Consider the following 25572-nt stretch of genomic DNA (forward strand, 5'->3'; position numbering starts at 1 on the left):
GCGGTCCTCAGTCCTGGGTGGTCGACGGAAGCTCGGCGGCGAGCCGGGCGGCACGCATGGTCAGGTAGCGCTGCTCGGGCAGGCTGCTCGTCCGCCCGGCGGCGGCCCGATAGTTGGCAATGGCCCGGGCCCGGTCGCCCACCATCTCGTGCAGGTGCGCGCGGGCGGCGGGCAACCGGTGGTGCCCGGCCAACCGTGGATCGTCGGCCAACGCGTCGAGGGCAGCCAGGCCGGCTGCCGGCCCGTGCACCATGGCGGTCGCCACGGCTCGATTGAGCGCCACCACCGGGCTGTCGGCCAAACGCTCCAGCACCCCGTAGAGCGCCAGGATCTGTGGCCAGTCGGTGTCCGAAGTGCTCGATGCCTCGTCGTGCAGCGCGGCGATGGCGGCCTGTACCTGGTACGGGCCGACCGGGCCACGCGGCAGGGCCCGGGTGACCAGCGCGATGCCCTCGGCGATCGCCGTGGCGTCCCAGCGGGTGCGGTCCTGGTCGGCGAGCGAGATCAGTTCACCCGAGGGCCCGGTCCGGGCGGGGCTGCGCGCGTCGGTGAGCAGCATCAACGCCAGCAGCCCGGCCGACTCGCTGTCGGTGGGCAGCAGCTCGTGCAGGGCGCGGGTCAACCGGATCGCCTCCTGCGCCAGATCGACCCGGCGCAGGTCCGGACCCGCGGTGCTGGTGTGCCCCTCGGTGAAGATCAGATACAGCACCTGCCGTACGGCGTCGAGGCGGTCGGCGCGCTCGGCTGCCTCGGGCATCCGGAACGGCAGTCCGGACGTACGGATCCGCTGCTTGGCCCGGCTGATCCGCTGCGCCATGGTCGCCTCGGGCACCAGGAAGGCGCGGGCGATCTCGGCGGTGCTCAGCCCGCCCACCGCGCGCAGGGTCAGCGCGACGGCCGACGTCGGGGCGAGCGCCGGGTGGCAGCAGAGCAGGAGCAGCACCAGGGTGTCGTCCCGCTCGGCGGTCAGCTCCTCGTCCGCCGCCGGGGCGTGCAGTCGGTCGTCCGGCTCCCGGTTGGCGACCAGGTCCTCCCGGCGTCGTCGGGCCTGCTCGCCCCGGACCAGTTCGATCATCCGGCGGTAGGCGACCTGGATCAGCCAGCCGCGAGGGTTCGTCGGCAGTCCTTCGGTCGGCCACTGCGTGGCGGCGGCCAGCAGCGCCTCCTGCACGGCGTCCTCGGCCGTGGCGAAGTCACCGAACCGGCGGGCGAGCACGCCGAGGACCTGCGGCGCCAGCTCGCGCAGCAGGTCCTCGATGCGGGGATCGGTGGTGGTCAGCCTTCACAGCTCCACAGATGGGGCGGACATCACCGGGTGCACCTCGATCGGCATGTTCAGCGGCCGGCCACCCGGGCCGGGCGCGGTGGAGATGTACGCGGCCAACTCCACCGCCCGCTGCGGGCTGTCGCAGTCGACGACCCAGAACCCGGCGAGGAACTCCTTCGTCTCCGCGAACGGCCCCTCGGTGACCACCGGCGTACCGCCCTCGCCGGCGCGGACGATCCGGGCCTGCTGCGGGCCACCGAGGCCCTGCCCGTCGACCCACTCCCCGGCGGCGGTGAGCTTGCCGTTGACCTCGCCCATGAACGCGATGTGCGCCCGAATCTCCTCCGGGGTCCAGGTGTCGATGCTCGGGAAGTCCGTACCGGCGGCGCTGAACTGCATCAGCAACATGTACTTCATGGTCTCGCTCCTCACGCCTGCGCACCATCTTCGGTGCTCTCACCCTGAGGTAGAAGCTGGCGACACGGTTCTCGACACCCCGGCCAAGATAATTTTCAGCCGACCGCGGTGACCTCCAGCACCAGGCTCTGCTCCGGGTGCAACGCGGGCAGTTGCACCCCCACCCGGGCCAGCGCGGCCCCGCTCAGCGTGACGCCGCCGGGCAGCCAGCCCGGTCCGGTCCGGTCGATGGTCGCCGGGGCCGGTACGTCCGTCGCCGGCCGCACCAGGTAACGGCGGCTCGGGTCCAGGCCGGGAAGCCGGACGGCACCCGGGGCCTGCGTCGCCGAGGTGGTCAGCCGTGCCACCGCGTACACCGCCTGGGTGTGATCGTGGGCGACCACGCCGTGCGCCCAGACGGCCTCGTCCGGGTGGTCGACCCGGACCACCCGGCCGGCGTGCAGCAGCGGGCGGAGCCGCTTGTGCAGCGCCACCCAGGCGGCCAGCTCGGTCTGCTCGGCCGCGCTGATCGAGGCGATGTCCCACTCGATGCCGTGGTGGCCGAAGAGCGCGGTCGCCGCCCGGAAGCCGAGGTCGTGCACGCGGTTGGTGGTGTGCGAGCGTTCCGGGCCGACGTGCGTGCCGACCAGTTCCGGCGGCAGCAGCAGGCCGGTCCAGCGCTGGATGCTGAGCCGCTCCAGGGCGTCGTTGCAGTCGCTGGCCCAGACCCGGTCGGTCCGGGCCAGGATGGCCAGGTCCACCCGGGCGCCACCGGACGAGCAGCTCTCGATCTCGACGCCGGGGTGGCGGCGGCGCAGCTCGTCGAAGAGCCGGTAGACCGACAGCGTCTGCCCGTGCACCCCCGGACGGCCCAGGTGCCCGGCCTCGGTGAGGTCCCGGTTCTGGTCCCACTTCAGGTAGCTGATGCCCGGGTGCTCGGTGAGCAGCACGTCGAGCCGTTCCAACACATAGTCGTACGCCTCGGGGCGGCCCAGGTCGAGCACCTGCTGATTCCGCCAGGACGGCGGCAGCCGTCCCGGTACGGCCAGCAGCCAGTCGGGGTGCGCGCGGAACAGGTCCGAGTCGGGGTTGACCATCTCCGGCTCGACCCAGAGCCCGAACTGCAGGCCCCGGCCGGTCACGTGGTCGATCAGCGGTCGCAGGCCGTTCGGCCAGACGCCCTCGTCGACGAACCAGTCGCCGAGCCCGGCGGTGTCGTCGCGTCGGCCGCGGAACCAGCCGTCGTCCAGCACGAACCGCTCCACGCCGATCTGCGCGGCCCGGTCGGCGAGCGCCCGCAGCCGGTCCAGGTCGTGGTCGAAGTAGACCGCCTCCCAGACGTTGAGGGTCACCGGGCGGGGCGAGCGCGGGTGGCTCGGTCGGGCCCGCAGGTGGGTGTGCAGCACGTCGCTGAGCCCGTCCAGCCCGGTGTCGGACCAGACCGCGTAGAGCAGGGGAGTGGCGTACGACTCGCCGGGGCCGAGCCGGATCTCACCGGGCGCCAGCAACTCGCCGCCGCCGAGGGTGGACTCGCCGGTGGGCCGGCGCTCGGCGAAGGTCACGTGGTCACCGCTCCACGCGGTGTGCACGGCCCAGACCTCGCCGTGGCCGAAGCCGAATCCGGCGGTGCCGGCCACCAGCAGCAGGGTGGCGTCGTGCCCGGTACGCCCGTGCCGGCCCTCGCGGACCCAGCTGCCCTGCTGCCACCGGTGTCGCTGCGGGGACCGTTCCCGGCACCACCGGCCGGTCAGGTCGAGCAGTTCGGTGGCGACCGCGGGTACCGGCAGCACCGGAGTCAGCTCCCGCAGCTCGTACGTGCTGTCGCCGTCGTTGCGCAGGCTGTGCCAAAGGAGCAGCAACCCGGTCGGGTCCACCTCGATCTCGATGGCCAGCGACAACTCCGCGGCGGGGTCACTGGCCCGAACGGTCGCTCGCGCCGAATCCCCGTCCGCGGATTCGTGCACGTCGAGGGCGTCCAGCCGGAACGCGGTGGACCAGCCGGTGCCGTCCCGGTGCCCGGCCAGCCCGGGTCGGCCGCTCCAGCCGGCGCTCGCCTCCGGCAGCAGCGACAGCACGGTCGGCTCGTCGAAGCTGCTCGGTACCACCGGCGGTACGGTCGCGTCGGCGAGCTGGCGCAGGCCGTCGTCGTCGAGCTCGCCGATGTCGCCGCCCCAGTGCACGACCCGGGGCAGCCCCGGGCCGCGCGCGTCGAGCACCAGGCTGGTCCGCGCGCGGCGCAGGTGCAGGATCGTCATCCTTTGGAGGCTCCCAAGGTCAGGCCCCGGACGAAGTGCCGCTGGAGCATAAAGAAGATCACCAGAGTGGGGATCGCGACGAGCACACTGCCCGCCGAGACCAGGTTGTTGTCGGTGAAGAACTCGCCGCGCAGGTTGTTCAGCGAGCTGGTCACCGGGAACTTGTCACCGGTACGCATCAGCACGGTGGCCCAGAAGAACTCGTTGTAGATCCAGGTCACCTCAAGGGTCGCCAGCGCGGCCAGGGCCGGCCGGCACAGCGGCATGGTGACCTGCCAGTACTGCCGCCAGATGCTCGCACCGTCGACCATCGCCGCCTCGTACAGGTCGCGGGGCAGCGCCTTCATGTAGTTGCTGAGCACGAAGACGCAGAACCCGCACTGGAAGGCGACATTGATCAGGATCAGCCCCCAGTAGCTGTCGTAGAGCAGCTCCGAGTCACTCATGAACTCCGGCAGCGGCACCTCGGTGAACAGCCGGAACAGTGGGATGAGCAGCGCCTGCTGGGGAAGCAGATTGGCCGCCGTGAACACCCCGAGCAGCACGATGTTGAGCTTCCAACTGAATCGCGCGATGACGAACGCCACGCAGGACGCGAGGAAGAGCGTCAACAGCACCGCCGGCACGGTGATGTACACCGAGTTGAGGAAGTGCTTGCCGAACTCCGCCGTCTGCCAGGCGGTGACGTAGTTGCTGAACGTCCAGCCGCCGAACGAGACGTAGCCGTTGGTGGCCGTGTACTCGTAGGAGCGCAGCGAGGTCAGCACCGCCCAGAGGATCGGGAAGAGCCAGGCCAGTGCGACGACGATGAGGAAGCCGTGCAGCAGCATCCGCGCCGGGGTCAGTTTGCGGCGGCTGCCCGGCGCGTCCGGGCCGTCCTTGGTACGCCGGGTCAGGGTCGCGGTGCTCATTGCCGGTTCTCCCTTATCACGGTCGCCAGGTAGATGGCGATGAAGACCAGCGAGACGACCAGCATGATGGTTGCCAACGCCGAGCCGAAGCCGATCCGGCTCGCCTCACCCACCACGTTCTGGGTGACCAGCGCGGAGATCAGCTCCAGGCCGTTGCGGCCCTTGTTGACCACCCAGACCAGGTCGAACGCGCGCAGCGACTCGATCACCGTCACCACCAGCACGATGATGTTGATCGGTCGCAGCACCGGGAACACGACCCGGAAGAACGTCCGGCTCTCCGAGGCGCCGTCGACCGCGGCGGCCTCCCGCAGCGACGGGTCGACGCCCTTCAGCCCGGCCAGGTAGAGCAGCATGATGTAGCCGACGTGCCGCCATCCGGAGGCGATCATGACCGCCCAGATGTTGACGCTCGAGTCGCCGTACCAGTCGACGTTGCTGCCGAACACCGCGTTGATCAGACCCTGGTCGCGGGAGTACAGCAGCTGCCAGACGAAGCCGATCAGTGCCAGCGAGAGCACCACCGGCAGATAGAGCGCGGTCTGGTAGAAGCGGCTGCCGCGGATCTCCTTGTCCAGCAGGACGGCCAGGAACATGCCGAACGGGGTGGCGACCACGAACAGAACCGCCAGCCAGAGCAGGTTGTGCTGGACCGCCGGCACGAACGGCGGGTAGATGTTCACCACGTCGCTGTAGTTACGGGCGCCGACGAAGTCGATCTCGTTCAGTGGGCCGATGCCGTCCCAGTCGGTGCCGGAGAGCAGCACAGTGGCCACCGCCGGCAGCCAGACGAACCCGGTGACGAGCAGCAGCGGGACGAGCACCATCAGCGTGATGACCACGCGGTCGGTGCGGGACAGGAGCCGTAGCCGCCGGCGACGACCACCCGTGGAGGTGGTCGCCGGCGGCGGCGGTACGGCGCGATCCGCTTGGATCAGGGGTAGGTCGGACATGATGTCCTCCCCTTTCCGCCGTCAGTCGGTGAAGATCGACTTCTTCTGGTTCTCGATGGACGAGGTGAGCCCGTTGATGTCCTTGGGGTCCTTGATGAACTGCTGGAGCGCTGGGATGATCACCGTCGACGCGAAGTCCGGCCGGGTGTCCCGGTCGAGGAACTGGGCGATCTCGGTGGCCGAGCCGACCAGCTCGGCGGCCTTCTTCTGCAGCGCGGTGTAGCCGCTGGTGTCGGCACCGGTGTTGGCGACCAGGGTGCTCGGGTCGTTCTTGACCGTGATGTCCGCGGCGGCCTTGCCGCCCACGTACTCCAGCAGCTTCTGGGCGTTGGCCTTGTTCTTGGGCTTGCGGGCCATCATGTAACCGTCGATCGGGGCGTCCAGCGCCTTGGCGCCGATCGTCGAGTCGATCTCCGGGAAGGTGAAGAAGTCGAGGTCGCTCTGCTCCTCGTTGCTGAACTGCTGGGCGACGAAGAGGCCGAGCAGGTACATGCCGCTCTTCTTCTGCTGCACCGACTGCGCGGCCTCCTGCCAGGTGCGGCCGAGGCTGTCCGGCTGGTGCAGGGGGAGCAGGCCGGCCCAGGTGTCGAACACCTTCTTGACCTTGTCGGAGGTCCAGGCCTCCTTGCCGGCCATCAGGTCGATGTGGAACTGGTAGCCGTTGATCCGCAGGTTGAGGATGTCGAAGGTGCCCATCGCCGGCCAGCCGTCCTTGTCGGCGAAGGCGATCGGGGTGAGGCCGTCCTTCTTCATCTGGGCGCTGAGCGTGGTCAGCTGGTCCAGGGTCGTGGGCACCTGGTAGCCGTGCTGCTGCCAGACCGACTTGCGGTAGAACACCGCCCACGGGTAGTACGACGAGGGGACGAAGTACTGCTTGCCGTCGTCCCCCGTGGACGCCTTCTTGAAGGCGTCGGAGAAGCCGGAGAGCTTGCCCCACACGTCGCTGAGGTCGCCGGCCAGGCCCTTGGCGGCGAAGAAGCGCATCCGGTAGCCGGCGAACCACATGAACACGTCGTCCGGCTTGCCCTGCAGGTAGTTGTTGATGTTCTCCTGGTAGGTGTTGTGGTCGACCGTGTTGATCGCGGGCTCGACGCCGGACGAGGTCTTGAACCCGTCCATCACCTTGGCGATGACATCCTTGGGCTTCGGGTCGGACTGGTTCGAGCCGACCGACACGTTCTTCGAGTCGGAGTCGGAGCCGGAGTCGTCGCCGCAGCCGGCGAGCAGGCCGGTGCCGAGCAGCGCGCCCGTGCCGGCCGCGCCGGCCAGCAGCGAGCGTCGGTTGATGCCGGCGACGGAGGGCGGTACGAGCCGGGCCAGGTACTCGGCTTGGGATCGGGGACGGGACATCTGTGCCTCCTGCGGATGAAGAGGTGCTACGCCCAAGGGCCGTCGGGTGGTGTTGTCAGGTCCGCCGCCGTGAATACACATCGGGATCCACCGAGAATCCACATTGGCAAACACGAATGGCCATTGGGGCCTCAAGCTACCCTTCCGCGCCACTCTGTCAAGAGGGCAGTTCGCCTCCCGGAACGCAGTCGTGACATGGCTGTTACGAGGTAAACGTTGTAAAAGAACTCGATGTTGGAACCTGTTGACTTCCGGTGGTTGTCCGGTGCACCCTCAGCTCTCATGCGGCGATGGCAGGGTGACGGCATCTTTTTCGGCGGCGACTACAACCCGGAGCAGTGGCCCGAGCAGACCTGGTCGGAGGACGTCGAGCTGATGCGTCGGGCCGGGGTCAACCTGGTCTCCGTCGGCATCTTCTCCTGGGCCCTTCTGGAGCCCACCCCGGGCCAGTTCGAGTTCGGCTGGCTGGACCGCGTGTTGGACCTGCTGCACGACGGCGGCATCCAGGTCGACCTGGCCACCGCCACCGCCAGCCCGCCACCCTGGCTGGCCCGCGCGTACCCGGAGACGTTGCCCCGCCGGGCCGACGGCGCGATCCTCTGGCCGGGCGGTCGGCAGGCGTACTGCCCCAGCTCCCCGGTGTTCCGTGCCCGGTCGTTGGAGCTGGTACGCGCGGTCGCCGAGCGGTACGCCGAGCACCCGGCGGTGGTGATGTGGCACGTCTCCAACGAGTTGGGCTGCCACAACGTGCACTGCTACTGCGATGTCAGCGCGGAGGCGTTCCGCGACTGGCTGCGCGCGCGGTACGGCGACCTGGACCGACTCAACGACGCGTGGGGCACCGCCTTCTGGAGCCAGCGCTACGGCGACTGGGCCGAGATCAACCCGCCGCGTACGGCGCCGACCTTCGCCAACCCCACGCAGCAACTGGACTTCCTGCGCTTCTCCTCGGACGAGCAGCGGGCCCAGCTGCGCGCCGAGCGCGAGCTGTTGAAGACGCTGGTCCACCAGCCGGTGACCACCAACTTCATGATCGGCACCGGGATCAAGCACATGGACTACCACTCCTGGGCCGACGACGTGGACCTGGTCTCCAACGACCACTACCTGACCGCCGCCGACCCGCAGGCCCACCTCGGGCTGGCGCTCGCCGCGGACCACACCCGGGGCGTCGCCGGCGGTGAACCGTGGCTGCTGATGGAGCACTCCACCAGCGCGGTGAACTGGCAGCCGCGCAACGTGGCCAAACTGCCCGGGCAGATGCGCCGCAACACCCTGGCGCACGTCGCCCGGGGTGCCGACGGGGTGCTCTTCTTCCAGTGGCGGGCCTCCCGAGCCGGTGCCGAGAAGTTCCACTCCGCGCTGGTGCCGCACGCCGGGCCGGACACCAAGGTGTTCCGCGAGGTCTGCCAGCTCGGCGCCGACCTCAAGGCGTTGGCCGAGGTACGCGGCAGCCGGGTCGACGCCGAGGTGGCCATCCTGTTCGACTGGGAGGCATGGTGGGGCGTCGAGTTGGATTCGCACCCCAGCACCGACGTCCGGTACACCGATCGGCTGTCCGCCCTCTACGACGCCCTGTGGCGGGCCGGGGTGACCGCCGACATCGTCCACCCGTCGGCCGATCTCACCGGCTACCGGCTGGTCCTGGCACCCACCCTCTACCTGGTACGCGACGCCGACGCCGGCGCGCTGCGCCGGTTCGTCGAGGCCGGCGGCACCGCCGCCGTCACCTACTTCAGCGGCATCGTGGACGAGAACGACCACGTTCGACTGGGCGGTTACCCGGGTGCGTTCCGGGAGCTGCTCGGCGTACGCACCGAGGAGTTCTTCCCGCTGCGCGAGGGCGAGCAGGTGCGCCTGGACGACGGGAGCACCGCCGACGTGTGGACCGAGCGGCTGCACCCGGAGGGTGCCGAGGTGCTGGCCGCGTACACCGATGGGCCCTTGCCGGGCGTGCCGGCGCTGACCCGGCATCCGCTCGGCGCGGGCGCGGCCTGGTACGTCGGCACCCGGTTCGACGAGCCGGCCACCGACCGGCTGGTCGCCCGGCTGGTCGCCGAGGCCGGCGTACGGCCGGCGGCGCAGGTGCCGGCCGGGGTGGAGGTGGTCCGACGGCGCGACGGCGAGCGGAGCTGGCTGTTCGCGATCAACCACACCGAGGCCGAGGTCCGGCTCGCGGTGACCGGCACGGAGTTGTTGACCGGGGCGCGGTCTGCCGGTGAGCTGACCGTGCCCGCCGGCGAGGTGGCCGTGGTCCGGGAGGACCGGGCCGACGGCGCGGCGTGAGCCCGGCGACAGCGACGGCCCGAAGGAGGTACCCCAGATGCTCGCCCAGCAACGGCAGACCGCCATCCTCGATCTGATCCGCCAGCGTGGCGGTGTGCGGGTGAGTCACCTGGTCAGCCGGTTCGGCGTGTCCGACATGACGATCCGGCGGGACCTGGAGGTGCTGGCCGAACGCGGGCTGGTGGACAAGGTGCACGGTGGCGCGACGCTGGCCGGGCCGGGTTCGGCCGAGGAGCCCGGCTTCGCCGCGAAGTCGATCCGCCAGCAGGCGGAGAAGCGGGCCATCGCGCAACGGGCGGCGACCATGGTCGAGCCGGGGATGGCCATCGCGCTGTCCGCCGGCACGACCACCGCCGCGCTGGCCACCCTGCTCTCCGACGTACGAGGGCTGACCGTGGTGACCAACTCGATCCCGGTGGCGGACGCGCTCTACCAGAACCCGCGCGCCGATCAGACCGTCGTGCTCACCGGCGGCATCCGTACCCCGTCGGACGCGCTGACCGGGCCGGTGGCCGAGGCGGCGATCAGCGCGCTCAACGTCGACCTGCTGTTCCTGGGCGTGCACGGGCTCAGCCCGCGGACCGGCTTCACCACGCCCAACCTGCTGGAGGCCGGGGTCAACCGGTGTCTCATCGGTGCCGCCCGGCGGCTGGTGGTGCTCGCCGACCACACCAAGTGGGAGACCATCGGCATCGCCACCATCGCTCCACTGGAGGCGGCGGACGTGCTGATCACCGACCGCGGGTTGCCGGTCGAGGCGCGTACCGCGATCGGTGAGCAGGTCGGCGAGTTGGTGGTCGTCGAGGCCGGCTAGTGGTCGTTCAGCATGAAGAGCAACGTCCGGTGCTCCACGTCGAGGAACGCCACCCGATCCCGAGCGGTGGGCGACGCGTCGTCGTAGGACTGGCTGTGCAACCACCGCGCGCCGGTCGGGAGGTACGGCACGAGGTCGGGCCACACGTCCGCAGGAGTCGTCGAGTGTCCGAGGTTGGCCGGGTCGCTGTCAGCGAACGGCACGAACTCGTACTGCTCCACCAGCCGCCGTACGTCCTGCGGATGCAGCACGGCCACACCCTGGTGGGCCCAGTCGGTCGGGCCGGGAAGCCAGGAACACGGATTGCCCCGCGCCCGCTCCTGCCAGTGGATGCCCGGGTAGTCGCCCAGCCCCGGCAGCTCCTCGGGCGGATCCCAGCGGTCCACCCGGACCTTCGCCTCCGCGTCGTGCACCGATCGTCGGCAACTGGCGGCCTCGCCGACGGACGCGGCAGCGCAACCGACGACCATCAGCAGCCCGACCACCGCGGCGAGCACTGCCAGCCGCCTCCCCGTTGTCACGGGCCAGAGCTTAGTTGTGGATTCAGGGGTCGCAGGGGCCGCCGTGGTCGGCCGTCCGCGCGCACCGGCGGCGATCCTCCAGGATCCGGTCACAGAACACCCAATGTCGTACGTGCTGCGCGTCCTCCGCTGACACGGTGGTGCCGGCGGCCTCGACGAGCGGCGTCGCGGCCAGCGACTGGACGAGCGTACGGGCCAGGTCCAGCGCCTCGGCCAGGTCGGCGACCGCCACCGGCAGGTGAATCACGTGCCGGGCCGGTGGCTCCGGCGGATCGGTGAACGCCTCGACGGCGATTCGCGGCACCGGCAGAAAGACCCCGCTGTACTGGTGCTCCCAGCGCCGAATCACCGCTCACGCCCCGAAGACCAGGCGGCCCGCCAGGCGCGCAGCGCCCGCTTCACCCGGGCATTCTCCTCGCTGAGCAGCGCGAGATCGTGGTGCAGCGTGGTCAGGTCGAGTGCGACATGGTGCAGGAACCGGCGTACCTCCGTGGGGTTGAGGCCCCGCCGGCCGAAGCCGACGGTGCTGAACTGACGGTCGCGAACCTGGCGCGGATGCAGGCGGGCAGCGCCGTGGAGCGTGCCTCGGGTCATCGGTCATCTCTCTCGTCGTCGTGGATGGGCGGGTCATGGTCGCGAGGGCGCCCAATCCCGTGATAGGTATTCGTCAAGTCGGTTCGGAGCCGGGATTCGCACATCCCGACGCTCTAGTTGAGACCCGACGAGAGCCGGTATGCGACTGCCACTCGCGACGCCGTCTCTCGTCACCTTCTCGGCTGTTGGCACAGCCGCGGTTGTCGTGTTTGCACCGGGCGTCCCCGGGGGCCGGCGATCACCCTCACCCCAAGGCCACGTTTCCAGTGGCTCGGAACTGGAGCAATGGTTCCTACGCGGGCCTTGCCGGCCAATTCGAGAGGTGGATCATGCCGCACAAGCCGTTCATCAGGACCCTGCGGGCGCAATGGCTCGGACACCAGTTGCGAACCCTGCGGGAGGAGCGGGGAATGACGCTGAAGTTGGTGGCTGAGCATCTACAACGCGACATGTCCGCGCTCGGCCGCTACGAACGCGCGGACTGGCCGATTCGCAAGGGCGATGTGATCGCGTTGCTGGACCTCTACGGATTTCACCATGCGGCCGAGCGAGCCCGTCTGCTGGCGCTTGCCGAGGAGGTCTGGCGCACCGACCGGTGGGATGAGGACTATGGCGACGTTGTCGATGCGTCCTTCATTGAATACCCCTGGTTGGAAAGTCGTGCCGAGCAGGTGTGCTGCTTCCATCTGACCCTGGTGCCGGGGTTGCTCCAGACGAGTGAGTACGCCGAGGCCGTCATTCGAAACGCAGCGGAACCGGGGTCAACCGAGGCGATGATCAACCGCTGGGTCGAGCTTCGAATGACCCGCCAAGAGGTGCTACGGCGAAAGCGCCCGCTCACGATCTCCACGGTCGTTGACGAAGCAGCGCTACGTCGGCAGGTCGGCGGGCCCGCCGTGCTGCGCCGGCAACTACAGCACCTCTTAGAGGCACAGCGGCTGGCCAACGTGAAGATCAGAGTCATGCCGTTCGACGCAGCTCTCCACCAAGGTCTCGACGGCACGTTCTGGATATTCCGCCTGCCAGAGCCGTATCCTGCGGTTGCCTACGTGGAGTCCCTGGGTGGTCGGCTCTACCTGGAGTCGCCAAAGGCGGAGCGTTTCGTCCGGACCTATGGTCGCCTCTTGGATTCGGCGCTCAGCGAGAACGAGTCAACCAAGTTGATCACGAGCATCGCGGAGGAGTTGTCATGAGCGGGAGCCTGTTCGACGTGGCATGGCACATCAGCAGCAAGAGCGACAGCAACGGTGGGAGCTGTGTCGAGGCGGGGCCGGTCCTCGACGGATCGGCCCGGGTGGCGGTACGGGACAGCAAGGACCGCGCGGCAGCGACCCTCGTCTACCCCGCCGACGGGTGGACCGCGTTCGTCGACGGGGTCAAGGGCGGCGATTTCGCACCCATCAATCCGTGATCGGCGCGAGCGGGACCGAGCCCGCGCGAAACCGGTAGCGCCAACCACCGACCCGCATGACACCATCTCGCGGTGGAGTCGCATGAGGTGGCGGAGCTGTTCGACCAAGCGGTGCGGGATCTTCGTCGCGCCACCGAGCTGGACGAGGCCCCCGACGAAGGGTGGGAACTGCTTTGCCGGGCCGCCGACTCGGGACACTCGGCGGTCCGGCTGGCTGTCGGGCACCTCGCCGATCCGGACGGCGTGGTGCGGGCCGCAGCCTGCGACCTGCTCGGCCTCGCGGGCGACGTGCACGGGGACGACCTGCGCGCGGAGGCCGCCGTGGCCCTGATCTCGCTGGCCGCGAACGAAACCGACCCCGAGGTGCAGTGGTCGATCGCCCGCGCGCTGGGCGCCACAGGTGATCCCCGAGCCTTGCCGACCCTGGCGGACCTCGCGGGCAGCCCCGACACCGACGTACGGTTCCGGGTCGCCGTCTCGCTGCCAGCGGTGCTCGACGACCCACCGGCCGAAGCAGGCGAGGCGGTGTTGATCGAGCTGTGCACGGACTCTGTCCCGAAGGTGCGCGAGTGGGCCACCTTCGGTCTCGGTTGGACGAGCAGCGCCGATGGCGTGACCGTCCGGCAGGCGCTGTGGGACCGCACCCAGGACACCGATCCGGAGGTACGCGCGGAAGGTGTCCGAGGTCTGGCCCGGCGGCGGGACCCTCGGGCGCTACCGCTGCTCCGCGAACTGCTCGCCGAGGATGAGGTCCACAGGTTCACCTTCCAGGCCGCCGCGTACCTCGCCGATCCGTCGTTGCTGCCGTTGCTGAACGAATTCGATCCCGACGCACCCGGTGTCGCCGAGGCGCTGTTGGAGTGTGACCCGGCGCGGCGTACCCAGCGTGACGATGCGGCCACGCGGATCCTGGAACTCGTCCACCTGCAACGCCCCGACCTCGGGATCGCCTTGTTCAGCGAGCGTTTCGACCTCGGCCTGAACCTCGAGGTCAGCGTGCGGCCGGGTGCCGAACCGTCCCACTCGTGGTGGGTGGACGGGCTGCTGGCGCGTGCGGGCGGCGATCCGGAGCTGGCGGCCCGCCTCGTCATCGACGACCTGGCCGGTACGCGGCCTCGGGCTTCACAGCCACCTCACAGGGCTACTGGATAGGGTGCCGTCGAGTCAACGTCCGGCTCCATCCTGGAGCGGTCGGCGTCGCACAGGAGTTCCGATGGTCTTCAAGAAGATGTTGAGCGCGTTCGGCGTCGGTGGTCCGAGCGTGGACACCGTCCTGAGCAACCCCAACACCCGGCCCGGCCTGACCCTCGACGGGCAGGTCAACCTCGTCGGCGGCGACGCCCCGGCGGCCATCGAGCAGGTGGTGGTCGGCCTGGTCACCCGCGTCGAGGTCGAGGGGCACGACACCGAGTACGCGGGCACGTTGGAATTCCACCGCATGGCGGTGAGCGGCGCGTTCCAGCTCGACCCGAAGCAGCAGCTCTCGATCCCGTTCCAGCTGCCGGTCCCGTGGGAGACCCCGATCACCGACGTGTACGGCCAGCGCCTGCACGGCATGACGATGGGCCTGCGTACCGAGCTGTCGGTGGCCCGCGCGGTCGACAAGGGCGACCTGGACCTGGTGGCGGTGCACCCGCTGCCGGTGCACGAGCGGATCCTGGAGGCGTTCCAGCGGCTCGGCTTCGGGTTCAAGCACGCCGACCTGGAGCGGGGTCACATCCGGGGCGTCCAGCAGACGCTGCCGTTCTACCAGGAGATCGAGTTCTTCGCCTCGCCGCAGTACGCCAGCACGGTTCGGGAGGTCGAGCTGACCTTCGTGACCAGCCAGCGCGGGGTGGACGTGATCCTGGAGTGCGACAAGCGGGGCGGCTTCCTGAGCGCCGGCCACGACGCGTTCGGTCGCTACCAGGTGTCGCACGCCGATGCCGACCGGGTGGACTGGGCGCAGGTCGTGGATGGCTGGCTGCGCGAGACCACCTCCCGCTACGGCAGCCTGCGTCCCCAGGGCTTCGGGCCGGGCCACGGGCATGGTGGCCACGGCCGGGGGCACGGGATGGGCGGCATGGTGGCCGGTGCGGCGCTCGGCGTCGCCGGCGGCATGATCGCCGGCGAGATGATCGAGGACGCCTTCGAGGGTGACTTCGGCGGGGATTTCGGCGGCTTCGACGAGTAGTCCTCCACAGACGACGGTGGCCTCCGGGAGATTCTCCCGGAGGCCACCGTTTACGGACGACGCGTCAGCGTCAGCGCTTACGCTCCCGACCCGAGCGGCGTGCCGAGCCAGCCTTCGAGAGTCCTCGGCTGACCAGGTAACCGCCGGTCAGGACGGTCAGGAACCACCATGCCTGCGTGGGGTTGTTGATGTTCAACCCGTTGGTGGCGCTGCCTCGCCAGAACGCGGCGATCACCACGAGCGCGACCGCGGCAGCGTAGATCCAGAATTCCGTCGTCAGGAACGCTTGCTTGGTCTCCGTACCCGGCGACGGCATCTGATCCCGATGCCCGTCATGCATCATCGGCATCTGTTGGGTTTGCGTGTCCCGCATCGACGCGGGATTCTGCACGTCCGACATCGGCCTGTTCATCGGCCGGGTGGAAGCAGCCTGCGTGCTCATCTGGTCCTCCTCAGGATGCGATGAGTCGTACCTGCATTCCCTCGCCCCGCTACCGCGTTTCGGCCACGGCACGGTTCGTACTCACGGCGGGGACACCCCCCGACTACCCGAGGCCCCGGAGCAGGTAACACCCGCCGCCGGCCGAAAAAGATCCGCGCCCGGCCGTCGGAGGTCACCGCACGCTGGGCGAACGCTGCGGACACCGGCAGGTCCGAAGGCCGGGGTACGGCGTCACCTTTAGGCCGCCGCGCGTACCGGAGGCGAGTGTGTCCGATCCGGTGGACGCCGGGTTTGGTCGGCCGGTGGTCGGGCACGCAGTCAGTTCCACAGCTTCTGCGAGGTGATGGACGTGCGTGAGGACGACATGCGGCAGGACGCCGCCCGCCGGGCCGACGATCGGATCGCCGGCGGCGTGTACGGCAAGGGCGCCATCGACGAGGTGACGCTGCCCCGCACCGACGTGGAACGGATGATCCAGCAGGACGACCCGTTTGATCCGGCGAAGGAGGACATCGACCCGCAGGTGCTGCGGGACGGTGGCCCCACCCGCGGGCAGGGCGCGGTGACCACGACCGGTGGCACCGCCGGCCCGGCCAGCGTGCGTCGGGTGGCCCGACAGCCGGAGCGGCACCGGGGCACCGTCGCCCCGACCACGACCGGCGACGCCACCACCGGCGGCCTGAGTACGCCGATGAGTGGCGGCACCAGCGACCAGTCCACCTCGGCGACCGGCCCGGGCAAGACGGTCCGGGACCGGTCCGTCAGCGACTGACCGACCGAGCAGGTACGCCTGCCGCCCCCGCCGGTCGACCGATCGGCGGGGGCGGCTCGGCTCGGCAGGTCAGCCGAGCGGGCGCAGGATGCCCAGGCGCTGGGTGGCGCGGGTGAGGGCGACGTAGAGGTCGCTGCGGCCGCGCGGCGACTCGGCCACCATCCGCTCCGGGTCGACCACCAGCACCGAGTCGAACTCCAGCCCCTTGGCCTGGGCGACGGTCAGCACCACCACCCGGCTCTCCAGCTCCGGATGATCGCCCACCGCGGCCTCGGGCAGGGCGGCGGTCAGCGCCGCGCCCAGCGCGTCCACCCGGCCGGCCGGCACGATCACGCCGAGCCGGCCCTCGGCCAGCCCGGCCGCCTCCCGGGTGGCCGCCGCCACCAGCTCCGCCGCCAACTCCGCGTCGGGCACCGCACGGTCCCACGGCGGTACGCCGCTCTCGCGTACCGAGCGCGGTGGCCGCAGCGCCGGGTCGATCTCAGCCAGTACGTCGGCGGCGACGGCCATGATCTCGGCCGGGGTGCGGTAGCTGACGGTCAGCTCGGTCAACCGCCACCGCTGCGCCACGTACGGGGCGAGGGCATCGGCCCAGGATGGCGTGCCGGTGAGCGCCCCGGTCTGCGCCACGTCCCCGACGATCGTCATCGACCGGCTCGGGCAGCGACGCATCAGCAGCCGCCAGGCCATCGGCGACAACTCCTGGGCCTCGTCCACGATCACGTGGCCGAACGCCCAGGTCCGGTCGGCGGCGGCCCGCTGCGCGGTGGTCAGCCGGTCGGCCTCCTCCTGCCGTTCCAGCAGCCGGTCCGCGTCGATCAGGTCGGTCACGCCGAGGATCTCACCGCCCTCGGCCTCGTCCTCGACGTCGATCGAGCGGGATCCCCGGGCGATCTCCAGCACGCCCTCGGCGTACTCCCGTTCCAGTGAGCGGATCCGCTCCCGGCGGGCCGCGGCGGCCCGCTCGTCCTCGCCGAGCAGCTCGGCGGCCTCGTCCAGTAGCGGCACGTCGGCCGGCGTCCAGCCACCCGGCTCGCGGCGCAGCAGGGCCCGCTCCTCGTCGGTGAACATCGGCGCGGCGGCGGCGATCCGGTCCGGGTCGGCGTACAGGTCGGCGAGCAGCCGCTGCGGGGTGAGCACCGGCCAGAGCTGGTCCAGGGTCGCCCGTACCTCTGGTTCGTCGCGCAGCTCCCGGCGGATCTCGGCCCGGTCGGCCTCGTCGAGCAGGTTGTCCCCGCCCAGCGGGTCGGCGCCGATCCGTTCGGCGATCTGGTCGGCCAGGGCGTGCACGATCTCCACGTCGAACAGCGTCCGGGCCAGGTTGTGCGGCCGGTCGGTGCGGCGCACCCGATCCCGGGCGGTCCGCACGGTCTCCGGGTCGAGGGACAGCGCCTCGCGCTCCACCTCGATCTCCAGCGGCTCGTCCGGCACCCACTGCCGGTCCCGTACGGCCAGCGCCAGCACCTCGGCCAGCACCGCGCGGCCCTTGAGCGCGGCCGTCTCGGCGGGCTCGGTCCGCCGGGCGCTCACGCCCGGAAAGAGATCGCCCTGGGTACGCAGCAGCACGCCGGTCTCGGCCAGCGTCGGCAGCACCTGGGAGATGTAGCGCAGGAAGGTCGCGTTCGGGCCGACCAGCAGCACGCCCCGGCTGGAGAGTTCCCGCCGGTGCGTATAGAGCAGGTACGCGGCCCGGTGCAGCGCCACCGCGGTCTTGCCGGTGCCGGGACCGCCCTGGACCACCATGACCCCGGGCAGTTCGGCCCGGATGATCCGGTCCTGCTCGGCCTGGATGGTCTCGACGATGTCGCGCATCCGGCCGGTCCGCCCGGCGTTGAGCGCGGCGAGCAGCGACGCCTCGCCGGTCAGTTCCTCGTGCGCGTCCGGGGCGGCGGTGTCGATGTCGAGGACCTCGTCGTTGAACCCGGTCACCTTGCGCTGGCGGGTACGCAGGTGCCGGCGGCGGCGTACGCCCTGCGGGTTGGCGGCGGTGGCGAGATAGAACGGGCGGGCGGCGGGAGCCCGCCAGTCCATCAGCAGCGGGTCGTAGTCGCCGGTGGTGTCGAAGATGCCGATCCGGCCGATGTAGTGGCGGGCATCGTCGTCGCCGTCGAGGCGGCCGAAGCAGAGTCCGTTCTCCACAGCCGAGAACTGCTCGACCTGGTCGGCGTACATCCGTACCGAGCTGTCGCGCTGCGAGCGGTCCTGAAGGGTGCCGCCGGTGCTGCGCAGCTCGACGGTGAGCCGGTCGGGGGCCTGCGCACGCAGGCCGTCCAGCCGGTCGTAGAGCATCGAGACGTACTCCTGCTCGCGGCCGATCTCGTCGTCGAGCGGCAATTCGCCGGAATCGCCGGAGTGCCTTGACAAGCCGTCTCCCTAAAGATTAGAATCTGTTGCAGGAACGGCTTTTGAGCCGTTCTTTTTTGTGTCTTCGAACCCCCGAACTGTTGAAGATAGCGCGTCCCACCGGCCCTTTCCAAGCTGGAAGGGCCGACGCGCCCGGTGATCGCGAGGTGGCAGCGAAATGATCCTGCGGACCGGGCAACGGGTGGTCTTCATCGGTGACAGCATCACCGACTGCGGCCGGCGCGACGCCGCCGCGCCCTACGGCAGCGGCTACCTGAGTCTGGTCCGCGCGCTGGTCGGTGCCCGCCATCCCGAGCTGGAGCTGGAGTGGGTCAACCGGGGTGTGAGCGGGGACACCGTCCGCGACCTGGCCGCCCGCTGGGCGTCCGACGCCGTGGCCGAGCGTCCCGACTGGCTGTCGGTGATGATCGGCATCAACGACATGTGGCGGCGCTACGGCGACCGGCCGCACGAGGCCGTCCCGACCGACGAATACGAGCGCACCCTGCGCGACCTTCTCCGGCAGGCCGTGGACGCCACCGGGTGCCGGCTGATCCTCGCCGACCCGTTCCTGATCGAGCCGGACCGCGGCGACCCGCAGCGCGCCGACACCGACCGGTACGCCGCCGTGGTGGCCGCGCTGGCCGCCGAGTTCGGCGCGGTGCACGTGCCCAGCCAGGCGGCGTTCGACCGGGTGCTGACGGTCAGCCCGGCCAAGCGTTGGGCCGACGACCGGGTGCACCCGCACCTGCCCGGCCACGCGGTGCTCGCCGAGGCGTTCCTCACCGCCCTCGGCGCGACCGCCGCCGACTGACCCGGTCCCACCACCGACGCCGCCCGACGAGCCGGGACGCACGCCCGACCGACGACGACGCGCCGGGCCGACCCGTGGGTCGACCCGGCGCGAACAGCGGGGTGTCAGCCGCGGGCGGCCTGGTAGAGCCGTTCCGGGGTGACCGCACCGGCGAGCACCCGGCCGTCGTCGGTGAGCAGCACGCTGAACAGCTTGCCGGTGAGCAGCCGGCCGCTGCCCCAGTCGCCCTTGACCGCCGTCAGCCCACCGAGCAGCTTCGACAGGTCGGCATCCGGCTTGGCGTCCGCCGCACCGGCCGCCGGCTTGTTCCCGTCGGCGCCGTCGACGCGAGCGACCAGCACGGTGGTCCAGCCCTTGCCGACCGTACGCACCTGCGGCTCGCCGGCCGGCTCGGAGTGCCCCGGCCCACCAGTGGCGGGCCTCTCGGCCTTCCCCTCGGTGACCTTCACGCCGGGCGGCGGGTTGAACGTGAACTGGTCGGCGTCGGGCCGCCGGTAGTCGACCTGCGTGAAGGCCACCTCGAACGCCGGCTGGTCGCTGCCGGTGGCGAGCACCTCGAAGCGCAGTGGCACGTGTTGCTTCGCGTCGATCGCGATCCGCAACTGGTGCACCAGCGAGTCGCCGTCGCGCGGCTGGAGCACCAGCTCGTACGCGTCCCGCCCGGCCACGGTGGCCGACCGGCCGACGCTGACCTCGGTGCTCGGATCGACCGCGGCCAACGCGAGGTTGGCGGCTTCCTGCGGGGTGGCCGGCAGGCTCGGTCCCGCCTCCGGTGCCGGCTTCCCGGCCACCGCGTCGCCGAGGGTGGTGTGGCTGGCGGTGTTGCCGCGGCTCTGCCAGGTCCACAGGTCCCGACCGTTGCGGATGATGTCCCGCTCGCCGAGCGTGTCCAGCAGCGCGACCCGCTGCCGCTCCGGCCCGGAGTACCAGACCCGCAGGGTGTGCGTACCGGTCAGCAGGGTGGTCAGGTCGTTGCCGGGGACCAGGCCGACCAGCGGCGGCAGGCCCAGGTCGGCGCGCTGCACGACGGTGCCGGACAGCCCCTCCAGCCGGGAGGTCTGCAGATCGACCAGGAGTTGGGCGGCGGTGCGCGGCGGCAGACTCGGTTCGGCCTCGGCGGCGAACGTGCCGATCGCGGCGCCGCCACCGATGACGGCGACAGCGGCGGTCGCGGGGACCAGCCAACGCAGGACGGGACGGCTTCTCAGGACGGACATGGTGGGCACCTCCTGCGGACATCCTGCCCGCTCGGTGCTGTGAACGTGCTGAGGACGCCGAACCGTCAGCGCGATTGACCGGGGTGGCACCCTTGAACCGTGCGGTTGCTGGTGGTGGAGGACGAGGCCCGGTTGGCGGCTGCCCTGCAACGGGGGTTGCAGGCCGAGGGGTTCGTGGTGGACGTGGCGGCGACCGGCCCGGCCGGGTTGGATGCTGCCCGGCACGGTGGGTACGACGCGATGATCCTCGACGTGATGCTGCCCGGCCTGTCCGGCTACGAGCTGGTCCGGCGACTGCGCGCCGAGCAGCACTGGCTGCCGGTGCTGATGCTCTCCGCCAAGGACGGCGAGTACGACCAGGCCGACGGCCTGGACTGCGGCGCCGATGACTACCTCACCAAGCCCTTCTCGTACGTGGTGCTGCTGGCCCGCCTGCGCGCGCTGCTGCGCCGGGGCACGCCGGAACGCCCGACGGTGCTCGCCGTCGGGGACCTGCGGCTGGACCCGGCACGGCGGCGGGTCACCCGGGCCGACTCGGAGGTGGCGCTGACCGCGCGGGAGTTCGCCCTGCTGGACTACCTGATGCGCCGGCCCGGGCAGGTCGTTTCCAAGATCGAGCTGCTGGACCACGTCTGGGACGCCAGTGTCCAGACCGCGCCGAACGCCGTCGAGGTGTACGTCGGCTACCTGCGCCGCAAACTCGGCCGGGACCGGCTGGAGACCGTCCGGGGCGCCGGCTACCGGCTGGCGACATGACCACCGACGCGCCGGCCGAACCGAGCACCGCCGCGCCGGCTGCCGCTGTGCCCGCCGCGCCGGCCGCCGCTGTGCCCGCCGCGCCGGCCGCCGTGGGCGCCCAGCCCGCTGGTCGGCCCTGGCTTGCCCGGTTGCCGGTGCTCGGTCTGCGCGGCCGGCTGATGGCGATCGGCGTGTTCGGCCTCACGATCGGGCTGGCCCTCGGCGGAGTGGTGCTGCTCGGTGCGCTCGGCTTCGTGCTCCAGCGCACCGTGGACACCGAGGCGTTCCGGACCGCGGACGCCGTCGCGCTGCTCGCCGCCGAGGACGCGCTGCCGGACCCGCTGCCGGTGGCCGGCGGGCAGGTCCGCGTCCAGGTGGTCGACGCGCAGGGCCGGATCCGGGCCGCCTCGATCGACGCGGACCGGCTGGTGCCGATGGTTCGTCCGGAGCGGCTGACCCGGGACGGTCGGCAGCGGCTGGAGGTGCCGGCGGAGCGGGTCGGGCTCGTCGGACCGGTTCGGGTGGTCGCCGTACCCGCCGGCACCGCCGCCGACCCGCTGACCGTGCTGGTCGCCCGCTCGATGGCCGACGTGCGGCACAGCACGCACGTGGTCCGGAGCATCCTGTTGGTGGCGTTCCCACTGCTGGTGGCCGGGCTGGCCGGGGTGGCCTGGCGGGTGGTGGGCGCGACTCTGCGGCCGGTGGAGGCGCTGCGCCGGGGTGCCGAGGAGATCACCGGGCGGGCCGGGACCGGCCGGCTGCCGGTGCCCGCTTCGGCCGACGAGATCCATCGACTGGCGGTCACGCTCAACGGGATGCTGGACCGGTTGGAGTCCGCCCGGGTCCGGCAGCGCGCGTTCGTCTCCGACGCGGCACACGAGCTGCGCAGCCCGTTGACGAACATCCGGACCGAGTTGGAGGTGGCCCAGCGGCTGGCCGGGCGTACGGACTGGACGGCGGTGACCGCCAACCTGCTCGCCGACGCCGATCGGCTGAGCGGGTTGGTCGACGACCTGCTGCTGCTGGCCCGCCTCGACGAGGCGCCGCCGGCCCGCGGCACCGGCCCGGTGGAGTTGGGCGCGCTGCTGACCGAGGTCGCCGCCCGGTATCCGTCGCCGCCGGTGCGGGTGGTGCCGCCGTCCGGCCCGCTCTGGACGGCCGGGAACGCCGACGAACTGCGTCGGGTGCTGGCCAACCTGGTCGACAACGCGGTCCGGCACGCGCACGGCGCCGTCCTGCTCGCCGCCGAGACGCCGCCGCTGGCAGCCGTGCAGAATGCGGCCGACGTCGGCTCCGGGCTGGCGGCGTACCACCTGGTGACGGTGACCGACGACGGCCCGGGGATTCCGGTGGCCGACCGGGACCGGGTCTTTGGCCGGTTCACCCGGCTGGACGACGGGCGGGCCCGCGACGACGGCGGGGCCGGCCTGGGCCTGGCCATCGTGCGGGAACTGGTCCGCCGGGCCGGCGGCGTCATCACCCTGACCGACACGCCGGCCGGGTCCGGGCTGCGGGTGTGTCTGCTGCTCCCGGTGTTGCCGACCGACGAGAGTCAGGAACCGCCCACCGACGCGCCGTGAGGCGGCACGCTCAGCGTCGGCGGGTACAGACCTCGTCGGCGCTGGCGACCGTGTCCGTGGACCAGACGACGGCCACCGTGAAGCAGTAGTCGTTGGTGCGGCTCAGCGCGTAGACGATGTAGCTGGTGGTGCCGGCCGGCAGCGTGGCGATGGTGCTCTTGTCCTGGCCGGCCCGTCCGGCTGCGACGATCACCGGCCCCTCGCCGCCGGTCGGGTACGTCCAGCGCACCGTGATGCTGTCCCTGGTGTCGCGTAGGTCCACTGCCGCCGGCGGCGTGCCGGGTGCCGCCGCGGGCGGTGCCGCGCTGGGCGAGGCGGTGCTGGTGGCCGGCGCGCCCGTGCCGGTCGGGCCGGGGCCGGGGGAGCCGGTGGCCGGCGGCGGCTGGTCGTCACGGTCGCCGACCCGGGCAACCCCGGCGATCACCGCGGCGGTGCCCAGCAGCACCACGACCACGCCCGCCACCAGCACCGGCACCAGCCGGTTACGTTGCGGCGGCGGCGCCCGGTGCACGGGCACCGGCAGCAGCCGGGACGGTCGGTACGGCTCGAGCGGCGCGTACGGCTCGGCGGGCGCACCGGGTCGGTGCAACCGGTATACACCGGACGCCTCCTCAGCGCTGCCGGTGAGCCCGACCACGGACGGGGGCACCGGCGCTTCGGTGGCGTGCGGCGTGGGCTCGTCCGCCGGGGTGGGTGGCCACCTGAAGCCGGCCGACCCACCCGGTTCGTCGGCCGGCGCTCGGGGATTCGGCACGGGCCCACCGCCCACCGCCCCACCGCCGGCCATGGCGGCGCCGGTCGTCATCGGGTCGACGTGGTGTGGTGGCGCGGGCTCCGGCGGTAGGTAGCCGGCCTCGACCGCCTCGTCCCCGTGCCCGGGAGTGCGGGCGGCCGGCACCACCGGGGTCTCCCGAGCGGCGGGCGGATCGTCGGCACAGACATGGTCGGGATTGGCCGCCGCCCGAGCCAGCGAGGCCACCTGCGCGGCCAGCGGGTCGTCGGCGGGCAGGTGCTGTCGGCACAGCTCGCGGGCCAGCGCCAGGTTGTCGTGCGCCTCGGCGAACTGCCCGCAGTCGCGCTGCATCGCGCCGAGCCGGGCCAGCATCTTGATGCCGCTGGGGTGCCCGTCGCCGTACACCTCGCGGTGCAGCTCCCAGGCGTCCTGGAGCCGGTCGCGGGCCACCGTGCACTGGCCGCGGGCGTACTCGACGGTGGCCAGGTCGGCGTGCGCGGCGAGCACCCGCAGCGACTCGGGGCCGTCCTGCGCGGTGAGCTCGATGATGACTTCCTGGTAGAGCCGAGCGGCCCGGGAGTGGCTGCCGACCCGGTGCAGCACCGCGGCCAGGGTCGCCGCGGCGGCGACCGTACGCGGGTCGGAGCGGCCGTGCAGTCGGGTGGTGGCCGCGTACGCGAAGGCGGCCCAGCCCCGCGCCGAGTGCGGCTCGCCGAGGGCGACCAGCACCCGCGCCTGGAGGCTGGCCGCCTCGGCAAGCTCGGGGGTGGCGTTGGCCGGACGGGGGTCGGCGTCGGTGAGCGCGTCGGAGAGCAGTCGCTGCGCACCGGCCAGGTCGCCAGCGGACACCAGGTGGTGCGCCTGATCAGTCAGTTCGCCGAAGCCGGAGGACACGCCCCATCGTGCTCATCCGACGACGGTAAGTACAAGACCCGCGCCGGTGTCGATCCGTCAGGAACCGGTCAGGATCTGGTCAGGTGCTCGGCCAGGGTCTCGCTGATCCGGCGTAGCTGATCCACCTGAGCGGGGCTCAACGCGTCGAACAGGTGCCGGCGTACGCCCTCGACGTGGCCGGGTGCGGCGGCGGCGAGGGTGGCGAAGCCGTCGTCGGTGAGCAGCGCGACCTGTCCCCGCCGGTCGGTTGGACACTCCTCGCGGCGTACCCAGCCGGCGGCCTCCAGCCGGGCCACGGCGTGCGACAGCCGGCTGCGCGACGAGCCGGTCGCCTCCGCCAGGTCGCTCATCCGCAGTTGGCGCCCGGTGGACTCGGAGAGCCGGACCAGGATCTCGTAGTAGGCGTGCGGCATCCCGGCGTCGCGTTGCAACTCGCGGTCCAGCGTGTCCATCAGCGCCCGGGAGGCGGACAGGAACGCTCGCCAGGTGCGCTGCTCGTCGGAGTCCAGCCAGCGGGTCATGACGACCATCATACGCGGAATGGTTGAACGCTCAACTAACTGACGCTAGCCTGGGGTCATGGGAATCCACCGGCTCAACCACGCGGTCCTCTACGTCAGCGACCTCGCCCGCAGCGTCGCCTTCTACCGCGACGTGCTCGGCTTCCGCCCGGTGGCGATGACCCCGGACGGCTTCCGGGGCGCCACCTTCCTCCAGGCCCCCGACTCCACCAACGACCACGACCTCGGCCTGTTCGAGATCGGCGCCGGCGCGGGGCGGTCGACCGCCGGCCGGGCCACCGTCGGGCTCTACCACCTGGCCTGGGAGGTTGACACCCTCGACGAGTTGGCCGCCACCGCGGAGCGGCTCACCGCCGCCGGGGCGCTGGTCGGCACCTCCGACCACGGCACCACCAAGAGCCTCTACGGGCAGGACCCGGACGGCCTGGAGTTCGAGATCGTCTGGCTGGTACCGGCCGACCGGCTCGACGATGCCGCCCTGGCGGCCCGCAAGCGGATCGGCCGGCTCGACCTGGCCGCCGAGCGGCAGCGCTACGGCGGGCAGACCCGGGGCGGGGTGGGGATCTCCGTCCCGGCCTGACCAGTCG

Annotated in this window: 25 protein-coding genes; 11 read left to right on the forward strand and 14 right to left on the reverse strand. The window is 71.5% G+C overall.

Going from position 1 to position 25572, the window contains the following annotated elements; translation table 11 throughout:
• Positions 1-7: 7 nt before the first annotated feature.
• The 6 genes from ACFQGL_RS07910 to ACFQGL_RS07935 all read right to left on the reverse strand — a co-directional run bounded on the left by ACFQGL_RS07910 (position 8) and on the right by ACFQGL_RS07935 (position 7132).
• Positions 8-1216, reverse strand: a complete 1209-nt coding sequence (locus ACFQGL_RS07910) for an RNA polymerase sigma factor (RefSeq protein WP_377507685.1) — start codon at positions 1214-1216, stop codon at positions 8-10.
• Between the two features lie 66 nt (positions 1217-1282).
• A complete protein-coding gene (locus tag ACFQGL_RS07915; RefSeq protein ID WP_377507687.1) occupies positions 1283-1684 on the reverse strand; it encodes a YciI family protein in 402 nt (133 codons plus the stop codon).
• A gap of 95 nt (positions 1685-1779) precedes the next feature.
• On the reverse strand, positions 1780-3918 hold the full coding sequence (locus tag ACFQGL_RS07920) for an alpha-galactosidase (RefSeq protein WP_377507690.1): 2139 nt from the start codon (positions 3916-3918) through the stop codon (positions 1780-1782).
• A complete protein-coding gene (locus tag ACFQGL_RS07925; RefSeq protein WP_377507693.1) occupies positions 3915-4829 on the reverse strand; it encodes a carbohydrate ABC transporter permease in 915 nt (304 codons plus the stop codon). Before ACFQGL_RS07925 ends, ACFQGL_RS07920 begins: the two co-directional genes overlap by 4 nt.
• Positions 4826-5782 (reverse strand): carbohydrate ABC transporter permease, encoded by a 957-nt coding sequence (locus ACFQGL_RS07930; protein WP_377507696.1) that lies wholly within the window; start codon positions 5780-5782, stop codon positions 4826-4828. Before ACFQGL_RS07930 ends, ACFQGL_RS07925 begins: the two co-directional genes overlap by 4 nt.
• A gap of 21 nt (positions 5783-5803) precedes the next feature.
• Positions 5804-7132, reverse strand: a complete 1329-nt coding sequence (locus ACFQGL_RS07935; RefSeq protein WP_377507699.1) for an ABC transporter substrate-binding protein — start codon at positions 7130-7132, stop codon at positions 5804-5806.
• Between the two features lie 282 nt (positions 7133-7414).
• Here ACFQGL_RS07935 and ACFQGL_RS07940 point away from each other — a divergent pair, with 282 nt between their 5' ends.
• Both ACFQGL_RS07940 and ACFQGL_RS07945 read left to right on the forward strand, forming a co-directional pair.
• The gene (locus ACFQGL_RS07940; RefSeq protein ID WP_377507702.1) at positions 7415-9418 is read left to right on the forward strand and encodes a beta-galactosidase; all 2004 of its coding nucleotides are present in this window, start codon (positions 7415-7417) and stop codon (positions 9416-9418) included.
• Positions 9419-9455: 37 nt separating this feature from the next.
• Entirely contained in the window at positions 9456-10232 is a 777-nt protein-coding gene (locus tag ACFQGL_RS07945) for a DeoR/GlpR family DNA-binding transcription regulator (RefSeq protein ID WP_377507705.1), read from the forward strand.
• Here the strand turns inward: ACFQGL_RS07945 and ACFQGL_RS07950 are convergent.
• From ACFQGL_RS07950 to ACFQGL_RS07960, 3 genes are all read right to left on the reverse strand, one after another.
• Complete coding sequence (locus ACFQGL_RS07950; RefSeq protein ID WP_377507708.1) at positions 10229-10753, reverse strand: hypothetical protein; 525 nt, start codon at positions 10751-10753, stop codon at positions 10229-10231. The genes ACFQGL_RS07945 and ACFQGL_RS07950 overlap by 4 nt on opposite strands.
• 22 nt (positions 10754-10775) lie before the next feature.
• A complete protein-coding gene (locus ACFQGL_RS07955; protein ID WP_377508370.1) occupies positions 10776-11000 on the reverse strand; it encodes a hypothetical protein in 225 nt (74 codons plus the stop codon).
• A 98-nt stretch (positions 11001-11098) separates the two neighbouring features.
• Positions 11099-11347 (reverse strand): DivIVA domain-containing protein, encoded by a 249-nt coding sequence (locus tag ACFQGL_RS07960; RefSeq protein ID WP_377507712.1) that lies wholly within the window; start codon positions 11345-11347, stop codon positions 11099-11101.
• 329 nt (positions 11348-11676) lie between these two features.
• On the opposite strand from ACFQGL_RS07960, the gene ACFQGL_RS07965 reads away from it, so the two are divergent.
• The 4 genes from ACFQGL_RS07965 (at position 11677) to ACFQGL_RS07980 (ending at position 14931) form a co-directional block, all read left to right on the forward strand.
• Entirely contained in the window at positions 11677-12540 is an 864-nt protein-coding gene (locus ACFQGL_RS07965) for a helix-turn-helix domain-containing protein (protein WP_377507715.1), read from the forward strand.
• Positions 12537-12758 (forward strand): DUF397 domain-containing protein, encoded by a 222-nt coding sequence (locus tag ACFQGL_RS07970; protein ID WP_377507718.1) that lies wholly within the window; start codon positions 12537-12539, stop codon positions 12756-12758. Before ACFQGL_RS07965 ends, ACFQGL_RS07970 begins: the two co-directional genes overlap by 4 nt.
• A gap of 72 nt (positions 12759-12830) precedes the next feature.
• Positions 12831-13910, forward strand: a complete 1080-nt coding sequence (locus ACFQGL_RS07975; RefSeq protein ID WP_377507721.1) for a HEAT repeat domain-containing protein — start codon at positions 12831-12833, stop codon at positions 13908-13910.
• A 61-nt stretch (positions 13911-13971) separates the two neighbouring features.
• Entirely contained in the window at positions 13972-14931 is a 960-nt protein-coding gene (locus ACFQGL_RS07980; RefSeq protein ID WP_377507724.1) for a sporulation protein, read from the forward strand.
• A 70-nt stretch (positions 14932-15001) separates the two neighbouring features.
• Here the strand turns inward: ACFQGL_RS07980 and ACFQGL_RS07985 are convergent, their stop codons facing one another.
• The gene (locus ACFQGL_RS07985; RefSeq protein WP_377508373.1) at positions 15002-15331 is read right to left on the reverse strand and encodes a hypothetical protein; all 330 of its coding nucleotides are present in this window, start codon (positions 15329-15331) and stop codon (positions 15002-15004) included.
• 391 nt (positions 15332-15722) lie between these two features.
• On the opposite strand from ACFQGL_RS07985, the gene ACFQGL_RS07990 reads away from it, so the two are divergent.
• Positions 15723-16145 (forward strand): hypothetical protein, encoded by a 423-nt coding sequence (locus ACFQGL_RS07990; RefSeq protein WP_377507727.1) that lies wholly within the window; start codon positions 15723-15725, stop codon positions 16143-16145.
• Between the two features lie 69 nt (positions 16146-16214).
• Here ACFQGL_RS07990 and ACFQGL_RS07995 read toward each other — a convergent pair whose 3' ends face one another.
• Complete coding sequence (locus ACFQGL_RS07995) at positions 16215-18434, reverse strand: HelD family protein (RefSeq protein WP_377508375.1); 2220 nt, start codon at positions 18432-18434, stop codon at positions 16215-16217.
• A gap of 232 nt (positions 18435-18666) precedes the next feature.
• Here ACFQGL_RS07995 and ACFQGL_RS08000 point away from each other — a divergent pair, with 232 nt between their 5' ends.
• Positions 18667-19302 carry an SGNH/GDSL hydrolase family protein gene (locus tag ACFQGL_RS08000; RefSeq protein ID WP_377507729.1) on the forward strand — a complete coding sequence of 212 codons (636 nt, stop codon included), beginning with the start codon at positions 18667-18669 and terminating at the stop codon, positions 19300-19302.
• A gap of 104 nt (positions 19303-19406) precedes the next feature.
• Here the strand turns inward: ACFQGL_RS08000 and ACFQGL_RS08005 are convergent, their stop codons facing one another.
• Positions 19407-20519, reverse strand: coding sequence for a LolA family protein (locus ACFQGL_RS08005; RefSeq protein WP_377507732.1), 1113 nt, complete (start codon positions 20517-20519; stop codon positions 19407-19409).
• Between the two features lie 99 nt (positions 20520-20618).
• Between ACFQGL_RS08005 and ACFQGL_RS08010 the strand changes: the two genes are divergently transcribed.
• Positions 20619-21275, forward strand: coding sequence for a response regulator transcription factor (locus ACFQGL_RS08010; RefSeq protein WP_377507735.1), 657 nt, complete (start codon positions 20619-20621; stop codon positions 21273-21275).
• Between the two features lie 161 nt (positions 21276-21436).
• A complete protein-coding gene (locus ACFQGL_RS08015; RefSeq protein WP_377508378.1) occupies positions 21437-22837 on the forward strand; it encodes an ATP-binding protein in 1401 nt (466 codons plus the stop codon).
• A 10-nt stretch (positions 22838-22847) separates the two neighbouring features.
• Here ACFQGL_RS08015 and ACFQGL_RS08020 read toward each other — a convergent pair whose 3' ends face one another.
• Both ACFQGL_RS08020 and ACFQGL_RS08025 read right to left on the reverse strand, forming a co-directional pair.
• Positions 22848-24464, reverse strand: coding sequence for a tetratricopeptide repeat protein (locus tag ACFQGL_RS08020; protein ID WP_377507738.1), 1617 nt, complete (start codon positions 24462-24464; stop codon positions 22848-22850).
• Positions 24465-24532: 68 nt separating this feature from the next.
• On the reverse strand, positions 24533-24994 hold the full coding sequence (locus tag ACFQGL_RS08025; protein ID WP_377508381.1) for a MarR family winged helix-turn-helix transcriptional regulator: 462 nt from the start codon (positions 24992-24994) through the stop codon (positions 24533-24535).
• Positions 24995-25043: 49 nt separating this feature from the next.
• Between ACFQGL_RS08025 and ACFQGL_RS08030 the strand changes: the two genes are divergently transcribed.
• A complete protein-coding gene (locus tag ACFQGL_RS08030) occupies positions 25044-25565 on the forward strand; it encodes a VOC family protein (RefSeq protein WP_252416419.1) in 522 nt (173 codons plus the stop codon).
• Positions 25566-25572 lie beyond the last annotated feature (7 nt).

This window comes from Micromonospora vulcania, from assembly GCF_042658605.1.
Taxonomy (GTDB): Bacteria; Actinomycetota; Actinomycetes; order Mycobacteriales; family Micromonosporaceae; genus Micromonospora; species Micromonospora vulcania.